Origin of the sequence: Kaistella flava (ex Peng et al. 2021) (assembly GCF_015191005.1) — a bacterium.
Lineage (GTDB): Bacteria > Bacteroidota > Bacteroidia > Flavobacteriales > Weeksellaceae > Kaistella > Kaistella flava.
The window spans coordinates 392,881-411,723 of record NZ_CP040442.1 but is presented as its reverse complement, the minus strand read 5'-3'; the positions used below and the strand labels follow the sequence as shown (position 1 = coordinate 411,723).

Sequence of the window (18,843 nt, the reverse complement as noted above, 5' to 3'; positions counted from 1 at the left end):
TTTTAGGAGCACCAAGATTTCGCCTCTTTCGAAGACCCGTCCCGTTTTCCGCTATATCTTTTTTCCCAGCCGCAAAATTCCCTCCCAAAAAAAAGGATGCCGCTGCAACCGGGGCTAGAATAAAGGAAAGTTTTTCTTTTCGAGGTTAGGAAATATTTAGGATTATTTTATACAAGTGTTTTGTATATTTGAGATTGATATTGAATGTTAACTGATAATGAATTATCCTAAAAATGAAATTAATTACTTGGAATTGTCAAGGAGCATTTAGAAAAAAAGCAGAGTTCATTCTTGCAAGGGAACCAGATATTTTAGTTATTCAAGAATGCGAGCATCCAAACAAACTGATTTTTAATTCAAATACTGAGCGTCCAAAAGATTTTCTATGGTTTGGCGAAAATAAAAATAAAGGACTGGGAATATTTTCATACAGTGACTTCACGTTTCAACTCACTGATAATCATAATACAGACATAAAATTAGTCGCTCCGATTTTGGTGACCAATGGCAAAACTGATTTTATACTTTTTGCAATTTGGGCAAATAACCGAAAAGATCCTCAAGGACAATACATCGAGCAAGTTTGGAAAGCAGTAAACTATTACGAACATCTATTAAATAATAAAAATTTAATATTAACTGGAGATTTCAACAGCAATAAAATTTGGGATAAAAAACATAGAGTTGGAAATCATTCAACAGTTGTCGAAAGTTTATTGAGGAAAGAAATCTACAGCGTTTATCACAAATATTTTGAACAGAAACAAGGAGAAGAAAAAAATCCGACATTTTTTCTCCAACGTAATCTCACAAAACCTTATCATATTGACTATTGTTTTGCATCAAACGAAATGTATGCTAAAGTAAAAAATGTAGAAGTAGGTACTTTCGACAATTGGATAGAATACAGTGATCATACCCCTTTGATAGTTGACTTTGATTTAGGGGATGAGTGCTAAGTTAAAATACTTCATCCTTTATCATTTCAAAATATTCTATCTTTAGTACTCCCAAAAAAAAGAAAGCAATGAAAGCCATCCATATCACAAAATCCGGCTGACCTAAAGTTTTACAATTCAATTTATCCCTGAAATAAAAATATGAATATATTTAAATCCATTATCAAAGTCTTCAAGACGTTAACTACAAATGCTGGCACCGAAAAACGCAGAGATCGATTTACTGCAAAGCAAATTCAATTGGAAGAGTTAGCTGAAGAACTCAATAGGGTTTTGGAAGGAAAAACAGACTTTAATTTTATTGGAATCACTGCAAATGGATACGACAGTCTCTTTTTTGTCAGGAATGACCAGAATTTTAATTTAGAGTTTAGGGCACTTAAAAAGATTCAGCTTCCTTACTTAGAACCATTAGAAGAATTTGCTTCGAAACACAATATCAAGTTTGAAACAGAAAAACTGGATAGAATCCCGTATTTAAGCCTTGAAACAAACACGAATATCACGGAAACGGTCGATTTAGCAAAACGCATTCAAAAGGAAGTTTTTGGAAATAATGACAGTACAGTATATAAAGTGATTCCTTAATTAAAACTAAGGCATTAACTAAAATGCAGAATCAATTTTAAAACAACAATTACAGCTATTATAAACTTGCATTCTATTAAATCACGAAGTTGAAAATCTTTGATTTTCAGAACTTTTGTGCACTTTTAAAAGTATTATTTTTCTTAAACTAATGTCGTTTAAAATAGTTTTTTATTAACTTTAAACAGTATAGTGCAAAATAAAACTTTTGTGACTTTTGTGGTTTAAAACTCCCACAACTGCTCTATATAAAAAATTAACTAAATGAAAGCAATCCACATTACAAAATCCGGTGGACCGGAAGTTTTACAATTACAGGAAACTCCAAAACCAATACCGACAGAAAACCAGGTTCTTATTAAAGTAAAAGCCGCCGGAGTCAATCGCAGTGATATTATCACGCGAAAAAACACAGACACTTACGGCAAAGGTTCGCCTACCACTTTAATTCCCGGCTTAGAAGTTTCCGGCGAAATAACAGAAATCGGTTCCGCAGTAAAAGATAAAAAAGTCGGCGACAAAGTCTGCGCATTGATTTCAGACGGCGGTTATGCCGAATATGTGACAGTCGATAGTTCTCACTGTCTTCCCATCCCCGAAGGAATCAGTTTAACCGACGCTGCTGCAATTCCAGAAACGGTTTTTACGGTTTGGTTCAACGTCTTTCATTTGGGCAAACTACAACCGGGTGAAAAATTATTGATCCACGGCGGAACCAGCGGTATCGGAACCATGGGTTTGCAAATGGCAAAAGCGTGGGGCTGCAAAACCTACACCACCGCCGGAAGTGAAGATAAGGTCGATTTCCTCCAAAAAATGGGCGTTGACAAAGTCATCAACTACAAAAAAGAGGCTTTCGAAGAAGTTCTTAAAGACGAGAAAATTGATGTTATTTTAGATATGGTTGGCGGAGATTACACCCAAAAAAATCTCGACATCCTCAATAAAAAAGGCCGCCTTTGTTACATCAACGGAATGAAAAGCATGGATGTCAATATTAATCTGCGCACCATAATGGCCAAGAATCTCACCCTCACCGGAAGTTTTCTAAAACCCCAAACCGCCGACGTAAAAACCCAGATTGCCAAAGACGTCGAAAAAAATATCTGGCCAATGTTTCATTCAAAAGAAATCTATCCCATAATCTACAAAACCTTCCCCCTCGCAGAAGCCGCCGAAGCACACCGATTAATGGAAAGCAGCGAACATATCGGCAAGATTTTGTTGACGATGGATTAACGGAGATATGTGAATGAGTAAATGGGTGAATGGGTGACTGGGTGAATAAGTGAATATGTGAATATGTGAATATGAAAATTAATTTTTACTGACCTAGGAAACGGAGCCGTTAAAAAAATTGGAAATTAATTCGTTAAGAAACCGACAACGGAGGTTCGCCGATTCAAATAAAACAATAAATAAATGGTGAGGCAAACTTCCAGTGTTTGAGTGGCGGCAAAAATTTTTAATCGAAGAAACAATTAAGTTTCCGCCCGAGTTTGGAAATTTTAGGATCAAGTTCTAATTTTTAGGTGAGTTTCCAGTCTTGATTTTTTGGTTCTTTTTTATCAAGAAAAAAGAATGAAGAATAAAAAAATTATTTAAGATAAGGACTGTTGAGATTCCACACTCCACTCCGTTACGCTCTGAATGACAAAATTGGTTGATATTATACATACTCGTCTTTTAATGCCTAAGGAAACGGAGTCGTTAAGAAAATTGAAATTTAATTCGTTAGAAAACTTCCACTAGAAATAGTATGACTTTAAAAAAAACACCATTTCCCGACCTTGAATCAATTGATGAATTGGTTTTTAAACCGTGTAGTTTTAGTTTGAAAAACATTCAACCCGAATCAGAAAGCCAGGAATATGCTGCCCAAATTTTTCAACTCAATGAATATAAAGTCCTGTTTCGAAAAGCCAAAATCACTCCAACAAAAACAGGACAATTTGTAACCCTTTGGAAAAGAAATGAGAAAGGAATTACAGAACCTTTTGATATCACAGACAAATTAAATCTTTACCTAATTGCAACAAAAACTCCAACAAACTTCGGCATTTTCATATTTCCGAAAAAGGTCTTGCACGAAAATAAAGTTTTATCCGATCACAAAAGAGACGGGAAACGCGGTATAAGAGTTTATCCAAGTTGGGATGAAACGACCAGCAAACAGGCACAGAAAACCCAAGTCTGGCAAACTGAATATTTTTTAGATTTATCTGATACCGAGCAAATTGATTTGAATCGAGCTAAGAATTTATTGAGGATGGAACAAATCGACGGATTAGTAAGATAGCGTTCCTCTGGAACGCTTCCAATGTCAATTGAAACAAAATCTACAGAGATATGATTCCTCCGGAATCTTCTTTTTCATTAAACCATTTCGTCTTTGCATTAAAACATTTGCGTCTTTGCGTAAAACCCTTTGCGCCTTTGCGTTAAAACCTTTGCGTCTTTGCGAAAAACCCTTTGCGCCTTTGCGAAAAACCCTTTGCGCCTTTGCGTGAAACCTTTTTACGTCTTTACGTGAAAAAATTCTCGAATCACAAAAAAAGCCAGGGTCATTAAAAAGTGGTATTTTAGTAAAATTAAATTACCAAATCTACTTTTCACTAAAAACGGAAAGCAGTATTTATAAAAGACAATAAAATTATGAATCAACCTGTAATCGATCTTCACTGCGATCTACTCAGTTATCTCACGCGACCGAATTCCAGCATTTACAATACCGAAGATGTTGGTTGCGCAGTTCCCTATTTGAAAGAAGCAAATGTGAAGTTACAAATCATGGCCATTTTTGCGCCGGTAGAAGCGAACAGTCATCAATATGGATTAAAGCAAAGCGAAATTTTCAAGAATTTAAATGCGGAAGAAAATGAATTATACCGTTTTGAAAAACAACATTTAGCCACTTTTCAAACCAATGAAAATATCGGAATGTTGGCTTCCGTAGAAAGTGGTTCCGCTTTCTGTGACGAGAATATTTCTTTGAAAGAAGGTTTTGAAAACTTAGAAAAGATTATTGAAAATGTTGGATCAATTCTGTATATCAGTTTTACACATCATGCTGAAAACAGATTTGGTGGCGGCAACTACTCCACTGCCGGCTTAAAAAATGACGGAAAAGCGTTAATCGATTATATGCATAATAGAAACATCGCCATCGATTTTTCGCATACGAGTGATGGTTTGGCGTATGACATTTTAAATTATATTTCGAAAGAAAATATCAACGTTCCGATTATCGCGAGTCATTCCAATTACCGTCCGGTTTTTGATCATAAACGGAATTTACCCGATGATGTTGCGAAAGAAATCATTAACAAACAAGGTTTAATAGGACTCAACTTTGTGCGGGCTTTTGTAAATCCAGAAAAGGTCGAAGCACTTGAAGAACATGTTGCGCATGGACTTAGCTTGGGCGCAGAAAATGCAATCTGTTATGGTGCAGATTATTTCTATACGAAAGACAATCCAGACAAATCCAGAATTCCTTTCTATTTTGCAGCACATGAAAATGCTGGTTGTTATCCCGAGATTAATAAAGTTTTGGAACAGCAATTTGGTGCTGAACAAACGAATAAAATAAGCAATCAGAATGCTTTGGAGTTTATTGAACGGATTTGGAAGTAATTCGTGAGAAGCGATTGAATAGCATCGGGTTACAACCCGATGTAAGAATTAATTAAGAGAATTAGCTTTAGCCAAAACCGAATAAGTTTCGGCTAAAGCCAATGAATAATTTATTATTTTGAAAACGGTCTTAAGCCCGTTCCTATTGATTTTTTGAAAATTAAAAAGAAAAAAATGGCGCAACAATTAAAAGAAATAGACGGTAAATATTTAAGAAGATGTTTGGAACTGGCTAAAGAAGCGGTGGAAGCTGGTGATGAAGCATTCGGTTCTATTTTGGTCGATGAAGACGGAAAGATTATCGAAGAAGCGCGAAACCGTGTGAATGAAAAAACGATTCTGGCACATCCCGAAATTGATCTCGCCTATTGGGCTGCAGAGAATTTATCGGAGGAAGAAAGAGCAAAGACAACGATGTACACCACCGGTGAACATTGCCCGATGTGTTCGGCGGCGCATGGCTGGGTTGGTTTGGGAGCCTTGGTTTATTTGAGTTCTGCCAGACAGTTGGGAGAATGGCAAAAAGAATACAATCTTCCAGAAGCTAAAATTAATTTTTTACCTGTTGAAGATATCATTAAAAATATAGAAATTCGTGGCCCGGCGGAAGGTGATTTGCTGGAAGAGATTAAGAAATTGCATCAAAAAGCATGGACTAAAAAATAAATATTGAATATTTTCTAAAGTAAAACCGCCTCAAAATACAACTATTTTGAGGCGGTTTTGTTAATTGATTTGTTGTGAATAGTTCTCTAAGAACGCATTTAATAAAAATCTATAATTGATATTTTATGAACGCATCATCATCGAAAATAGAAACTGACTGAACTTTTAGCCCCGATGGAAACGGCATCCCCAAAAGAGAAGGGTTTGCTGCTGCTTGGGATATAGTGGACAGCGGGACTGCTTTTTCAAAGAAGATAAAATATTCTTGCTCCTAAAGAAGTTGATTCAATATATCTAAAAAGTACCATATAGAATTCACTGCTAAATGAGGCAGCATTTAAGATCTGATGATATTAGAAAGACTCTATCAAATTAAGATTCTTCATCGACAAATCAAATACGTTATTGATTATTTAACATTATATGTAAATTAACAAAACTTTAATAATCAAATGGCATTAACATTGTTTAAAGCATATGATAACAAATTAAAAAATAACAGTATGAAAAAATTAGTTGTCTTAATGATTTTCTTTGGCGGATTGGCTCTGGCACAAGCACAGGAAGTAAAACCAAAAGAAAAAGATGAAGTAAAAAAAACGGCCACAATCACACAGGATATTCATAATATCGTACATCCGAAACACCCAGAACATAATGGCTACAAGGTTAAGAAAAAAACCAAAAGAGGCAATAAGTACGTTAAAAGAGTGAATACGGAAGATAAAACCGCCACCATTAAAACCAAAAAAGTAGGTGAAATGGACAAAGAGGTAAAAACAGTTCCAGTGAAATAATCACCACATTACTATAAAAAAAGTGCAGCTATAATCAGCTGCACTTCTTTATTTTAGATCGGTTTTACAAGTTCTAAGAACCATTCCTTGATGTCTCCCTGCAAATCTGCGGCGAGCTTTTCTTCGCACCAACGGTGATAATTGTTCAGCCATTCTTTTTCTGGTGGCGTCAATAAATCAGCATTGATTACTTTCTTGTCGAATGGACAAAGTGTTAATGTTTCGAATTCATAAAATGTTCCGAAGTCTGTGGTTTCTGTTTCCTTCACGGCAATTAAGTTTTCGTGACGGATCCCATAATGGTAGTCGTAGTAGAACCCTGGTTCATTTGACAAAACCATTCCTGGAATTAATTCCTGCGGATTCATGTCTTTTCTGATATTCTGCGGACCTTCATGTACATTCATAAAACTTCCTACTCCATGTCCGGTTCCGTGGTTGAAATCTTTGTTTTCTTTCCAAAGTGCCATCCTTGCAAATGCGTCCAGTTGAACACCACGAGTGCCTTTCGGGAATTTCACCATTGAAAGTTGGATTAATCCTTTTAAAGCTAAAGTACAGTTTTCTTTAAATTCATCAGAAGGGGTTCCCAAAGCCAAAGTTCTGGTGATATCGGTAGTTCCTTCTAAATATTGACCGCCGGAATCTACCAGAATTGTCGCTTCATTGGTTACTTCTTTACTTCCTTCACTTTTTGCTGAATAATGCATAATTGCACCATTTTCTTTGTAACCGACGATACTGCCGAAACTTTCGCCCACGAAGTTTTTACCTTCTGCACGGAAACCTCTTAATTTTTCACCGATAGAAAATTCGGTCATCGGTTCTTTTCCAGCTTGATGGGTTAACCAATAAAGGAATTTCACCATCGCTACTCCATCTCTCTGCATCACGATTCTGAAACCTTCTAACTCGGTTTCATTTTTAATCGCTTTCATTAAATTTCCTGGAACGGGTGCTTTAATAAAAGTGTTATTATTTTTCAAAGCTTCAAAAATCAATTGATTACTGTTCGGTGAAATCAATACTTTTTCGTCGCTAATGTTTTTTAGATCATTGTAGAATTCTTCGTAAGGAAGCATCTTAACACAAGATTCATCCATTTGTTTTCTGGAGTCAACATCCAGCTTTTCTAAATCCACATATAGTTTCGCTTCATTTTTAGTCAAAATAATATATCCTAAAAATACGGGATTGGACTGAACATCACTTCCGCGTAAATTTAAAGTCCAGGCTACATCATCTAAACTGGAAATAATATGAACTGAAGCATCCAGTTCTTCCATTTTATTACGAATATCAACCAACTTATCATTGACTGACTTTCCTGCTCTTTCTACTGGCTGTACGAAAATTGGATTCTTTTTAGCTTCTGGATTTCTGTTGGTCCAGATTTCTTTTAATAATGGTAAATCAACTAATTTTCTTCCTTTTGCTGAAAGTTTTTCGGTCAACAATTCCCAGTTGGCATTTGAAGTTGCAATGGCGTTAACTGCTACAGTTCCGTTATCCGGGATTTCAGAAATAATCCAGTCGATATAATTCGGAGTTCCTTCCATTCCATCTTTAAAAAGATCAATTCCGGAATCTTTCAGTTCAATTGGTGCTTGTACAAAATATCTACCATCGGTCCATAATCCTGCTTTATCATGGGTAATAACAACGAATCCAGCTGACCCAGTAAAACCAGAAAGCCACGATCTCTCTTGCCATTCTGCGGGCAAATATTCACTCATGTGAGGGTCTGCAGAATAAACAATAAAAGCATCTATATTATTTTCTGACATTTTTTGGCGAAGTGCCACTATTTTTTCTGATGAAGTCATAATATATAATTTGGTTGTGAATTTACGAAGAAATTGAGAGTTTAAAAAAGGATGTGTCTTAAAGTTTTAATAATATTTGGTCATTCACTTCAAAAAAAAAGTATATCGAAAATGAATTCGATATACTTTGATTAAATCTATTTTTTTAGATCTTATTTTTGAGCTGCTTTCATCGCTGCTTCTTTTGCTTTAAATTCCTGATACTTAGCGTCGTTTTTATTGGATAAATACAATCCTCTTAAAAGACTTACTGCATCTAAATTATTCATATCACTTTGATACCATTTTTCTGCATAAGGTAAAGTCGCTGCTAATCTCACTCTTCGTCCTTCAATGATTTTATTAGCCAGCTCAGTTTTTCCTGCTTTTCTGGCCGCGTTATAATCATCAACTGCTTTGGCGTCGTCACCCATCGTAGTGTAGGTAAGGTTTTGCCAAGCTACAGCCAAGTTTGGATTTATTTCTACTGCTTTTTTGTAAGAAGCCAAAGCATCTGCTTCAGTCGCAGGATCTTTACTTTGTAAAACTCCTAAATTGTACCAGTTGTTAGCATCATTTGGATTTTTCGCCAATTGGGCTTTCAAGTTTCCAACAAATTCATTTGTTTTCCCTGATTTAAAATAAGCTGTTCCTTGATTTTCAGTTAATTTAGAACTTGTTGGGAATTTTTTTAATCCTTTTTCGATTAATGCTAAAGCTTCTTCAGATTTATCTGTATCGATAAGCAAAGCCGCTGTAGTTTCATATAATTCCTGCTCTAAACTTTTAGAAACTTCTGTTTTAAACTCAGTATATTCTCCAGTTGCACCCATTTTTTTATAGAGTTCCCAAGTAGATTTCTCCAAATTCTCAACTTCATTGCTTTTTTTATTTTTTGCAGTATAAGTTGTTTCAACTCCGGTATAGCCAGAATTAATCAAATTCTGATAAATCTCTGTAGCTTCTTTTTTCTTGTCAGCAAGTGCATAAGTTAAACCTGCATAATACAAGTATTTTTTATTGTCCTGTCCTGCAGCTTTCAATAAGTCATAAACTTCTTGAAACTTAGGAGCAGCGTCTGCATATTTTTTTGCATTATACGCATCTAAAGCTGCTTTATTGGCAGATTCGATAACCGGATTAATTGATGCAGATAACTTAGTAGTTAAAGTCGGAACATAAGATTCCTCTTTTAAACCTTGTACTCCTGATTCATCAGCAGCTGTTTTACCAACGTAATACACTTTATTTTTCGAAGAATCTTTTCCGACATAGATTTTATTCTTTGCCAAATCATTAATCTTTGCCAAATAAGAAGCACCTTCTGCAGTCTTTCCTGATTTTAAAAGTGACAAACCTTTCGCATAATAATATTGCTCTAAAACAGCAGGTTCCAAAAGATAAGTTTTGTTTCCCATCGCACTTTCTGCTTGTGCAACTTGTGCATTTGTAGTAGCGATATCTCCAGCATCAATTGCTTTTACGGCTGCTGCGATTTCCTTTTTTTGTCCAAATGCTAATGCAACGGCAAGCATTGCGGCGCTTAAAAATATTTTTTTCATTTTATTTTAATTAAAAATTGGGTAATTTATTATTCGGCAGATTCGTCTTCTGAATCTTCATTTTCTTCGTTTTGATTGTTTTCGATCTCAATAGTTGGGTCAGCTTCGGTAGTTAAATCAGTTTCAGTCGTTGAGTCAGTTTCCGCGATTGGAGTTCCTTCCGCATCTTCTGCACCTTCCACTATTTCTCCTTCTTCAATGATTACTTCTTTATCCATTTCTACTTTCGCGATGGCAGCAATTTCATCATTCTTTTTCAAGTTGATTACTTTCACACCTTGAGTATTCCTACCCATTACCCGCATTTCATCCATTCCCATTCTAATTGCAACACCAGACTTGTTGATGATCATTAGACCATCTTCGTCGGTTACCATTTGAATTGCGATCAGATTACCAGTTTTCTCGGTAACATTTAAAGTAATTACTCCTTTCCCGCCACGGTTGGTAATTCGGTAGTCTTCTACCGCCGTACGTTTCCCGTATCCTTTTTCAGAAACCACTAAAACGGTTTCATTCTCGACATCGTTCACAACGATCATACCAATAACTTCGTCACCTTCTCCCAAAGAAATACCACGAACACCGATGGAACCACGTCCTACCGCTCTGGCTTTCTCTTCTGGGAAACGAATACATTTACCATCTTTGGTTGCAATCATGATTTCAGAATTTCCATCTGTTAATCTTGCACCTAGAAGTTGATCGTTTTCTCTAATTTCTATAGCATTCACCCCATTTGTTCTAGGTCTTGAATAGGCTTCTAATGAAGTTTTCTTGATGGTTCCGTTTTTGGTAATCATCACGACATTCATTTTATTAATATATTCTTGATCCTTTAAATCATTGGTTCTGATGTAGGCTTTAATTTTATCATCCGGTTCGATATTAATTAAATTCTGAACAGCTCTACCTTTTGAAATTTTAGAACCTTCAGGAATTTCAAATACTCTTAACCAGAAACATTTACCTTTTTCGGTAAAGAAGAGCATGTACTGGTGATTGGTTGCCGCTACAATATATTCCAGGAAATCTTCATCTCTGGTTGTTGCTGCACGGTTTCCTACGCCACCTCTACTCTGTACTTTATATTCTGAAAGCGAAGTTCTTTTAATATAACCTGCATGAGAAATCGTAAGAACTACTTTTTCGTCTGGAATTAAATCTTCAATCGACATTTCGCCTCCTGAATAATCAATTTCCGTTCTTCTTTCGTCACCGTACTTTTCTTTCATGTCTAACATTTCGTCTTTAATGATCTGATATCTTCTTGGCTCATTGGCCAAAATATCTTCTAAATCATTAATTAACGCCATGATCTCATCATATTCTGCACGGATCTTATCGAGTTCCATCCCAGTCAAACGAGCTAACCTTAAATCTAAGATTGCTTGCGCCTGAATGTCAGAAAGCTCGAATTCGTTCATCAAACCTTCTTTTGCTTCCGCTGGATTTGAACTGTGACGAATAATTGCAATTGCTTTATCTAAAGAATCTTGAGTTCCAATCACTTTCATGAAACCTTCAAGAATATGCGCTCTTTCTCTCGCTTTTCTTAAATCATATTTCGTTCTACGAACAATTACTTCATGTCTGTGATCTACAAAATGAAGAATTAAATCCTTAACATTTAACTGTACCGGACGCCCTTTAACCAAGGCAATATTATTAACACTGAATGAAGTTTGTAATGCCGTATATTTATAAAGCATATTTAAAACTACATTCGGTATCGCATCATGTTTAAGTTCATAAACGACACGCATTCCTTGTCTGTCAGATTCATCACGGATTTCATAAATCCCAATAATCTTGTCATCTTTTACAAGTTCTGCTGTTCTGGCAATCATATCCGCCTTGTTCACCTGATAAGGAAGCTCGGTTACGATAATTGCATTTCTATTTCCAATTTCTTCAAAACCCACTTTTGCACGCAAGACAATTCGTCCACGTCCAGTATGTAAAGCATCACGAACACCGTCGTAACCATATATAATTCCACCAGTTGGAAAATCGGGAGCGCTGATATGTTTCATCAACTCATCAATCGTAATTTCTGGATTATCGATATACGCACAAATGGCGTCGATAGATTCAGTAAGGTTATGCGGTGCCATATTGGTCGCCATTCCCACTGCAATACCCGAAGTTCCATTCACCAAAAGGTTAGGGATTTTCGTTGGCATAACAGAAGGTTCCGTCATGGAATCATCAAAGTTATTTTGAAAGTCAACGGTATCTTTATCAAGATCTGCTAAAATTTCATCTGAAATCTTTTTCATTCTTGCTTCAGTATAACGCATTGCTGCTGGCGGATCACCATCTACAGACCCAAAGTTACCCTGTCCGTCAACCAGTTGATAACGCAAACTCCAAGGCTGCGCCATTCTTACCATCGCATCGTAAACGGAGGTATCACCGTGTGGGTGATACTTACCGAGAACATCTCCTACGATTCTCGCTGACTTTAAATGTTTTCTGTTTGAAAAAACGTTCAATCCGTACATTCCGTAAAGAACTCTTCTGTGAACCGGCTTCAAGCCATCTCTTACATCGGGTAACGCTCTGGAAACAATTACCGACATCGAATAATCGATATAAGAGGATTTCATTTCATCAACAATGTTGATAGGAATTAACCTTTCTCCTTCTGTATGCATAATATTTTAATAAAATGAAAATCAAGCACTTACAATTAGACTTGACTTTTCTTATAATTCAGATTTTAATAACGTGCTAAAGTACGAAAAAAATCCCGATTTTTGCGCTATAATTTCCTCCGAGAATCATAAAAAAAGTTAAAAAAATGAGCGTTTTAAGCATCACCTTTCACACCACCGAAAGCATCAGTAAAGAGTGGGATCAATACATGAAATCCGACCTTCATCAAATGGTTGAAAATTTAATCGACGCCGAAAAATACATCCTTTCAGAAGTTGAAAGCGAGATGATCTCAGAAGGTAAAAACACGAACCTGCTTTTGATTTTTGAAAATGAAGAAAAACGCCAGGATTTCGTCGAAATTGAATTGACGAATATTACCGAGAGAATTTTAAAAGAATTTGGTCAAAACGTGATGATTTTTAAAACCTATTTGAATCCGAAAAAATCGAGATTGTAGATATTGTCCTTGATAGAAATTCGATCTATAATTACAAATATTCAGTTTAAAAAAACGATATCAATCAACAAAAAACCCAGAAGTAATATCTGGGTTTTTATATTTTTTAGATAAAATCATCTTTATATTTCTAGCTTCTTCTGGACATTAAAATCCTTAAGACATACCAAAACAACAACATTACAGAAGAGAACAAAAGAAGGGCTGCTCCGACGTATTGATCGGTAGAATACGCATCCTTTAACTTACTCGTTTGGTATAAAATACTTGCACCAGCTAAAATAACCATTCCAACTGAAAACCAAAGTCCCAGATTAAAACCAAAAATAGCACCGGCAACGATTAATCCTAAAGAGATAAATCCGCCCACTACAATTGCCGTTCGTAAAAAGGAGAAATCCTTATTGGTCATAAAAACAACCGCTGTTAAACCTACAAAAAGCGCCAGCGTAATCATGCCAGCCTGTTTGATAACATCAATACCCGCATAAGTAGCGGCCATATAAATTAATGGTAAAAAAATTACAGCTTCCAGTAGAACATAAAATCCTAAACCTGCATATTGCACCGTTTTGCTTTGCGATAATGTCCATTTTTCAGACACATAAGAACCCAGCCAAAATAAACCTAGAATTCCTAACCAAAGGAAACGACCGCCTAACATTCCCAGAATAAATTCTTCCGGAACCACTTGTATCAAAAAACTTTCTACCACGATGAAAGCCAAAATTGCCATCGCAACATGCGTATAGGTTTTTTTATAAAAATCTGCTCGGTCAGAGGCAGCAGCGTGAGAAATAATTACTGATGAATTCATAGTTTATTAATTGAGTAAACGAATATAAATAAAATTATATTAAACTTAAAAACTCCATCGTATCCACGTTATCAGCGTAAGTATCTAAGCCTGGATTTTGAGCTTCTCCGAAATTAATGGAGTCGAACCCCAACTCTGGTTTTGCAACAATGGCCTGAATATCTTGTTTGTTTTCATTAATAAAAGTTCGCACTTCTTCAATGTCATTGTATCGAGTAAAGTTCAACACGGAAAGTGGCGAAAACAACGCTTCATCTTCTTTGAGCATCACGAAATTATTATCCCAAAAACGTTCTGCATTCAACAAATAAATCGCACGATTGTATTCGTAATTATTGGCGTATTTGTTATGATTAATAACGTCTTTAAAATTCAGGAAACTTTCAAATATTTTATCAATTAAAAAATCTTGAGGAATAAAAAGTCGGGTCACGTTACGACAGCCTAACCCAAAATATCTAAAAATATCTTCTGCTAAAAGTTGCAATTCCGCTTCCGTTTCATCCCCTTTTAAAACAGCGACTGATGTTCTGTTTTTACGGATAATGCTTAGTGAATCCTTAAAATAATATTCAAGATATCTTGCAGTGTTATTACTTCCGGTTGCAATTACCGCATCAAAATCATTTAATCTTTCAACGAATTCAAAAGGCACATTTCCTTCAGAAAAATCATTCCATTTATTTAATAAAAACGGCAACATCCTTTTATCTTTTGAAGACAACTTTATCATCGGAATGTGTTGACTTAAAATCACTGAAATCACATCATGAAATCCAACCAGTGGAATATTTCCTGCTAAAATTAATCCTACTTTTTTAGGAGTTTTAACAACCTGATATTTAGAAAGCCAATGTTTGATATTATTTTCAGTTAACAAATTCGCCCACTGATTCAATGCAATTTTTTGATTCTCAAGGGTAAACCATGAATTTTCAATTTCTGATCTTCTTAAAACAGAAGAGAAATTTTCATCATCTTCATTAAAATTAGCAGGATCTTTTGCTAAATAATCTTTAATATAAGCACTTAGTTTACAAAGTCCTGAAATTTGTTTTTCTATGTTCATTGTATGGAAAATTGAGGTATTTTTAGTAATTTTGTACAAATTTAAAAAAATAAAGTAGCAATGGCTATTAAAATAACAGACGAATGTATTAATTGTGGCGCTTGTGAGCCGGAATGTCCGAACAACGCGATCTATGAAGGAGCAGTAGATTGGAAAGCCTCAGATGGAACTGCCCTCAAAGGAAAAGTAGTTTTGAAATCAGGATTATCTATTGATGCTGATGACCCACAAGAACCCGTAAGCGACGATGTATATTTCATTGTCACCGATAAATGTACCGAATGTATCGGCTTCCACGAAGAACCTCAATGTGCGGCGGTTTGCCCAGTTGACTGCTGTATTCCAGATGAAGACCATGTGGAATCGGAAGAAAGTTTACTCGAGAAAAAAGCCTTTTTACACGGAGAATAATTAAACTCGCTCACAAATAAATTTGTGGGCGTTTTTTTTTCATATTTAACACCAATCAAATATAAGAATATCAACGACCACCCTGCCGCTCGAATTCTTAAAAAATCAAAAAGTATGAGTAAAAAACACAACTTCAGTGCAGGACCCTGCATTTTACCTCAAGAAGTTTTCCAGAAATCTGCAGAAGCAATTCTCGATTTTAATGGAAGCGGATTATCACTTTTAGAAATTTCTCATCGCAGCAAAGATTTCGTAGCCGTAATGGACGAAGCCAGAGCAATCGTGAAGAGACTGATGAATCTAGGTGATGATTACGAAGTTTTATATTTAGGTGGTGGTGCCAGTATGCAGTTTGCAATGGTTCCGTTTAATTTAATGAAATCAGAAAACGGAAAAGCGGCTTATGTAGATACCGGAACATGGGCTGCAGGTGCAATCAAAGAAGCTAAAAAGCTAGGGAAAGTTGATGTTGTTGGTTCTTCCAAAGAGGAGAATTATTCTTTTATTCCGAAAGATTATAAAGTAGGAAACGAATACGATTATTATCATTGCACTTCTAACAATACTATTTACGGAACTCAAATGAGAGAATTTCCGAAAGTAGATACGTTGATGGTTTGCGATATGAGTTCTGATATTTTCAGTCGTGTTATTGATTTCTCCCAATTTGATTTAATTTATGCTGGCGCTCAAAAAAACATGGGTCCTGCAGGAACAACTTTAGTGGTTGTGAAAAAAGAGATCTTAGGCAAAACAGGAAGAGATATTCCTTCAATGTTGGATTATTCTTTGCACATCGCCAAAGAATCAATGTATAATACGCCACCTGTTTTCCCGATTTACGCATCGCTTTTAACATTACAACATTTAGAAAACAATGGAGGAATTGCTGCAGCAGAAATAAGAAATGAAGCGAAAGCAAAATTATTATACGGTGAAATCGACCGCAATCCTTTATTCGAAACCTTCTGTGTGAAAGAAGATCGTTCGTTAATGAATGTTTCTTTCAAATTAATGGATGAGTCTAAAAAAGAAGAATTCGATAATGCTTGGAAAGAAGCAGGAATCAATGGTTTGAATGGCCACAGAAGTTTAGGTGGTTACCGAGCGAGCATGTATAATGCATTGCCCATCGAAAGTGTTCAAGTTTTAGTTGACGTAATGCAAAATTTAAAATAAATGATAGTTCTTGCTAATGACGGTATTTCAAAAGCCGGAGAACAACTGCTGAAAGACGCGGGAATCGAAATTTTGGAAGCGAAAGTTTCACAGGAACATCTTATCAATTTCATTAATGAAAATAAGGTAGATGTATTGTTAGTTCGAAGCGCTACAAAAGTGAGAACCGATTTAATCGACGCTTGTCCAGGTTTGAAAATCATTGGTCGTGGTGGCGTTGGTATGGATAATATCGATGTAGAACACGCGATTGAGAAAGGAATCTATGTGATCAATACGCCGAAAGCATCTTCGCGTTCGGTTGCAGAAATGGTTTTTGCGCACTTCTTCTCTTTAGCGAGATTTCTTCATGAATCGAATAGATTAATGCCGCTGGAAGGTGAAACTCATTTCAAAGCTTTGAAAAAATCTTTTTCAAGTGCGGTAGAATTAGAAGGAAAAACTTTAGGCGTCATCGGTTTTGGTGGTATCGGAAGAGAAGTCGTGAAAATGGGAATCTCTTTAGGAATGAAAGTGAAAGTTCTGACCAGAAAACCGAAAACTGAAAAAGTTACTTTGGACTTTTTTGACGGACAAAAATTACATTTCGAAATTTCTTCTGAAACTGATATGGATCAATTCCTTAGCGATTTGGATTTCCTAACCGTTAACACACCGAAAACGAGCGGATATCTTTTAGATGCACCACAGTTTGAAAAAATGAAAGACGGCGTTTTTATTGTCAACACTGCCAGAGGTGGCGTTATCAACGAAGTCACTTTATTGGATGCCATTGAAAATGGAAAAGTTGCAGGAGCTGCTTTGGATGTTTTTGAAAATGAACCGAGCCCTGAACTTGCCCTTTTAATGAATCCCAACTTGTCACTTTCACCGCATTTAGGCGGAAATACGCAGGATGCTCAAAAGAAAATTGGCCAGGAACTTGCAGAGCAAATTATTGAAATTAAAAAGAAACTACAGTAGTATATGCCTATATTTAAACCATTTCGAGGAATTCGCCCAAGCGAAGATTACGTAGATATTTTCCCAACACATCCACTGGATAATTATTCCCAGGATGAAATTAATAAAAAAGCTCAGGTTGACTCCTCCTACATTCAGATGGTCAAGCCGTACGTGGTAAGTAAATCGAAAGATATTGACCGAAACCTTCGAAAAATCAGAACGAATTTCGAAGAACTTTTGGATGACCGAAAATTGGTGCAGGATAATTCGTCGTATTATTTATATGAACAAATTTTGCCTAATAAAACGGTATTCCGTGGACTGTTAGGTTTGGTAAGTGTTGAAGATTTTAGAAATGGAAAAATTAAAAAGCACGAATCTACCCTTACTTATAGAAAAGAAAAACTTGCTTATTATTTAGATAAAGTGAATATTCAGGCAGAACCGGTTTTGCTTACTTATTTGGCAAATCCAAAAGTGGAAATGCTGATGAATCATGAGGAAAAGAATGTTCCGATTCTTAATTATTTAGATGACAGCGGAATCAGACATAAGGTTTGGAAAATTGACAATCGTCTGAAGATGCTTCAGTTTAAAGAAGTTTTAGAGCAGATTGATTCTTTTTATATTGCCGATGGTCATCACAGAATTGGATCTACTGCACTGAACGCACAAAATCAAAAGGATAAAAATAAAAAACATACGGGGACAGAACATTACAATTATGTCTTCAGTTTTGTAGTATCCAACCAATCGATCAAGATTCATGATTATAACAGATTATTGAGTGATTTGAATGGTTTGAGTGAAAAAGAATTTATTCAAGAAATTGAAAAGAGTTTCCGGATTCATGAAAAAGGAGAAGAGCCATATTATCCTTCACAGAAATTTCACATCTCGATGTATTTGGGCGGAAAATTTTATTCCCTTCACGTGAAGCATGATTTACGAATCCAACAAGGTGAAATGAATGATTTGGATCATTATTTATTAGAAGAATATATTTTTAAAGATATTCTAGGAATTGCCGATGCGAAAACAACCGAGAAGATTACTTATATCAAAGGAACTTCGAATATTGAAGGAATTAAAACCATCAAAGCAAAAGTAGATTCTGGCGAATTTAAAGTAGGTTTCGGAATTTATCCAGTAAGTTTTAATGATTTATTAAAGGTTTCGGATAACAAGATCATCATGCCACCAAAATGTACTTATATTGAACCGAAACTTGTTACTGCATTAATAATGTACGATATGAAGCAATAATTTACTTTTTGTTATTAATTTT

At 35.6% G+C, this 18,843-nt stretch carries 17 protein-coding genes; 12 read left to right on the top strand and 5 right to left on the bottom strand.

Annotated features, from left to right (window positions below; translation table 11 throughout):
- Window positions 1-233 precede the first annotated feature (233 nt).
- The 7 genes from Q73A0000_RS01850 (at window position 234) to Q73A0000_RS01820 (ending at window position 6,646) form a co-directional block, all read left to right on the top strand.
- Window positions 234-959, top strand: a complete 726-nt coding sequence (locus Q73A0000_RS01850) for an endonuclease/exonuclease/phosphatase family protein (RefSeq protein ID WP_193812396.1) — start codon at window positions 234-236, stop codon at window positions 957-959.
- Window positions 960-1,100: 141 nt separating this feature from the next.
- Entirely contained in the window at window positions 1,101-1,547 is a 447-nt protein-coding gene (locus Q73A0000_RS01845) for a hypothetical protein (protein ID WP_193812395.1), read from the top strand.
- Between the two features lie 264 nt (window positions 1,548-1,811).
- Window positions 1,812-2,786, top strand: a complete 975-nt coding sequence (locus tag Q73A0000_RS01840; protein WP_193812394.1) for an NAD(P)H-quinone oxidoreductase — start codon at window positions 1,812-1,814, stop codon at window positions 2,784-2,786.
- A 520-nt stretch (window positions 2,787-3,306) separates the two neighbouring features.
- Window positions 3,307-3,846: a MepB family protein gene (locus Q73A0000_RS01835; protein ID WP_193812393.1), complete on the top strand. Its 540-nt coding sequence runs from the start codon at window positions 3,307-3,309 to the stop codon at window positions 3,844-3,846.
- A 356-nt stretch (window positions 3,847-4,202) separates the two neighbouring features.
- On the top strand, window positions 4,203-5,183 hold the full coding sequence (locus Q73A0000_RS01830; protein ID WP_193812392.1) for a dipeptidase: 981 nt from the start codon (window positions 4,203-4,205) through the stop codon (window positions 5,181-5,183).
- Window positions 5,184-5,357: 174 nt separating this feature from the next.
- Window positions 5,358-5,849 (top strand): nucleoside deaminase, encoded by a 492-nt coding sequence (locus Q73A0000_RS01825; RefSeq protein ID WP_193812391.1) that lies wholly within the window; start codon window positions 5,358-5,360, stop codon window positions 5,847-5,849.
- Between the two features lie 503 nt (window positions 5,850-6,352).
- Window positions 6,353-6,646, top strand: coding sequence for a hypothetical protein (locus Q73A0000_RS01820; RefSeq protein ID WP_193812390.1), 294 nt, complete (start codon window positions 6,353-6,355; stop codon window positions 6,644-6,646).
- 53 nt (window positions 6,647-6,699) lie between these two features.
- Here the strand turns inward: Q73A0000_RS01820 and Q73A0000_RS01815 are convergent, their stop codons facing one another.
- The 3 genes from Q73A0000_RS01815 to gyrA form a co-directional block, all read right to left on the bottom strand.
- Window positions 6,700-8,472, bottom strand: coding sequence for an aminopeptidase P family protein (locus tag Q73A0000_RS01815; RefSeq protein ID WP_193812389.1), 1,773 nt, complete (start codon window positions 8,470-8,472; stop codon window positions 6,700-6,702).
- Window positions 8,473-8,624: 152 nt separating this feature from the next.
- Window positions 8,625-10,013: a hypothetical protein gene (locus tag Q73A0000_RS01810; protein WP_193812388.1), complete on the bottom strand. Its 1,389-nt coding sequence runs from the start codon at window positions 10,011-10,013 to the stop codon at window positions 8,625-8,627.
- Between the two features lie 29 nt (window positions 10,014-10,042).
- Entirely contained in the window at window positions 10,043-12,673 is a 2,631-nt protein-coding gene (gene gyrA / locus Q73A0000_RS01805) for a DNA gyrase subunit A (protein ID WP_193812387.1), read from the bottom strand.
- Between the two features lie 146 nt (window positions 12,674-12,819).
- Here gyrA and Q73A0000_RS01800 point away from each other — a divergent pair, with 146 nt between their 5' ends.
- Window positions 12,820-13,134, top strand: coding sequence for a DUF4286 family protein (locus Q73A0000_RS01800; RefSeq protein ID WP_193812386.1), 315 nt, complete (start codon window positions 12,820-12,822; stop codon window positions 13,132-13,134).
- Window positions 13,135-13,264: 130 nt separating this feature from the next.
- On the opposite strand, the gene Q73A0000_RS01795 is transcribed toward Q73A0000_RS01800, so the two are convergent.
- The gene (locus tag Q73A0000_RS01795; protein ID WP_193812385.1) at window positions 13,265-13,951 is read right to left on the bottom strand and encodes a Bax inhibitor-1 family protein; all 687 of its coding nucleotides are present in this window, start codon (window positions 13,949-13,951) and stop codon (window positions 13,265-13,267) included.
- A gap of 34 nt (window positions 13,952-13,985) precedes the next feature.
- Window positions 13,986-15,020, bottom strand: a complete 1,035-nt coding sequence (locus Q73A0000_RS01790) for an acyl-CoA reductase (RefSeq protein WP_193812384.1) — start codon at window positions 15,018-15,020, stop codon at window positions 13,986-13,988.
- A gap of 60 nt (window positions 15,021-15,080) precedes the next feature.
- On the opposite strand from Q73A0000_RS01790, the gene Q73A0000_RS01785 reads away from it, so the two are divergent.
- The 4 genes from Q73A0000_RS01785 (at window position 15,081) to Q73A0000_RS01770 (ending at window position 18,821) form a co-directional block, all read left to right on the top strand.
- Window positions 15,081-15,431 carry a 4Fe-4S binding protein gene (locus Q73A0000_RS01785; RefSeq protein ID WP_193812383.1) on the top strand — a complete coding sequence of 117 codons (351 nt, stop codon included), beginning with the start codon at window positions 15,081-15,083 and terminating at the stop codon, window positions 15,429-15,431.
- Between the two features lie 114 nt (window positions 15,432-15,545).
- Window positions 15,546-16,610: a 3-phosphoserine/phosphohydroxythreonine transaminase gene (gene serC, locus Q73A0000_RS01780; protein ID WP_193812382.1), complete on the top strand. Its 1,065-nt coding sequence runs from the start codon at window positions 15,546-15,548 to the stop codon at window positions 16,608-16,610.
- Window positions 16,611-17,573: a D-2-hydroxyacid dehydrogenase gene (locus Q73A0000_RS01775; protein ID WP_193812381.1), complete on the top strand. Its 963-nt coding sequence runs from the start codon at window positions 16,611-16,613 to the stop codon at window positions 17,571-17,573.
- Between the two features lie 3 nt (window positions 17,574-17,576).
- Window positions 17,577-18,821, top strand: coding sequence for a DUF1015 domain-containing protein (locus Q73A0000_RS01770; protein ID WP_193812380.1), 1,245 nt, complete (start codon window positions 17,577-17,579; stop codon window positions 18,819-18,821).
- Window positions 18,822-18,843 lie beyond the last annotated feature (22 nt).

Coding starts and splice junctions, on each gene's coding strand:
- Q73A0000_RS01775 (WP_193812381.1), top strand. CDS start 16,611: ATGATAGTTCTTGCTAATGACGGTATTTCAAAAGCCGGAGAACAACTG.
- Q73A0000_RS01820 (WP_193812390.1), top strand. CDS start 6,353: ATGAAAAAATTAGTTGTCTTAATGATTTTCTTTGGCGGATTGGCTCTG.
- Q73A0000_RS01795 (WP_193812385.1), bottom strand. CDS start 13,951: ATGAATTCATCAGTAATTATTTCTCACGCTGCTGCCTCTGACCGAGCA.
- Q73A0000_RS01800 (WP_193812386.1), top strand. CDS start 12,820: ATGAGCGTTTTAAGCATCACCTTTCACACCACCGAAAGCATCAGTAAA.
- Q73A0000_RS01845 (WP_193812395.1), top strand. CDS start 1,101: ATGAATATATTTAAATCCATTATCAAAGTCTTCAAGACGTTAACTACA.
- Q73A0000_RS01815 (WP_193812389.1), bottom strand. CDS start 8,472: ATGACTTCATCAGAAAAAATAGTGGCACTTCGCCAAAAAATGTCAGAA.
- Q73A0000_RS01785 (WP_193812383.1), top strand. CDS start 15,081: ATGGCTATTAAAATAACAGACGAATGTATTAATTGTGGCGCTTGTGAG.
- Q73A0000_RS01770 (WP_193812380.1), top strand. CDS start 17,577: ATGCCTATATTTAAACCATTTCGAGGAATTCGCCCAAGCGAAGATTAC.
- Q73A0000_RS01830 (WP_193812392.1), top strand. CDS start 4,203: ATGAATCAACCTGTAATCGATCTTCACTGCGATCTACTCAGTTATCTC.
- Q73A0000_RS01825 (WP_193812391.1), top strand. CDS start 5,358: ATGGCGCAACAATTAAAAGAAATAGACGGTAAATATTTAAGAAGATGT.
- Q73A0000_RS01835 (WP_193812393.1), top strand. CDS start 3,307: ATGACTTTAAAAAAAACACCATTTCCCGACCTTGAATCAATTGATGAA.
- gyrA (WP_193812387.1), bottom strand. CDS start 12,673: ATGCATACAGAAGGAGAAAGGTTAATTCCTATCAACATTGTTGATGAA.
- Q73A0000_RS01790 (WP_193812384.1), bottom strand. CDS start 15,020: ATGAACATAGAAAAACAAATTTCAGGACTTTGTAAACTAAGTGCTTAT.
- Q73A0000_RS01810 (WP_193812388.1), bottom strand. CDS start 10,013: ATGAAAAAAATATTTTTAAGCGCCGCAATGCTTGCCGTTGCATTAGCA.
- Q73A0000_RS01850 (WP_193812396.1), top strand. CDS start 234: ATGAAATTAATTACTTGGAATTGTCAAGGAGCATTTAGAAAAAAAGCA.
- Q73A0000_RS01840 (WP_193812394.1), top strand. CDS start 1,812: ATGAAAGCAATCCACATTACAAAATCCGGTGGACCGGAAGTTTTACAA.
- serC (WP_193812382.1), top strand. CDS start 15,546: ATGAGTAAAAAACACAACTTCAGTGCAGGACCCTGCATTTTACCTCAA.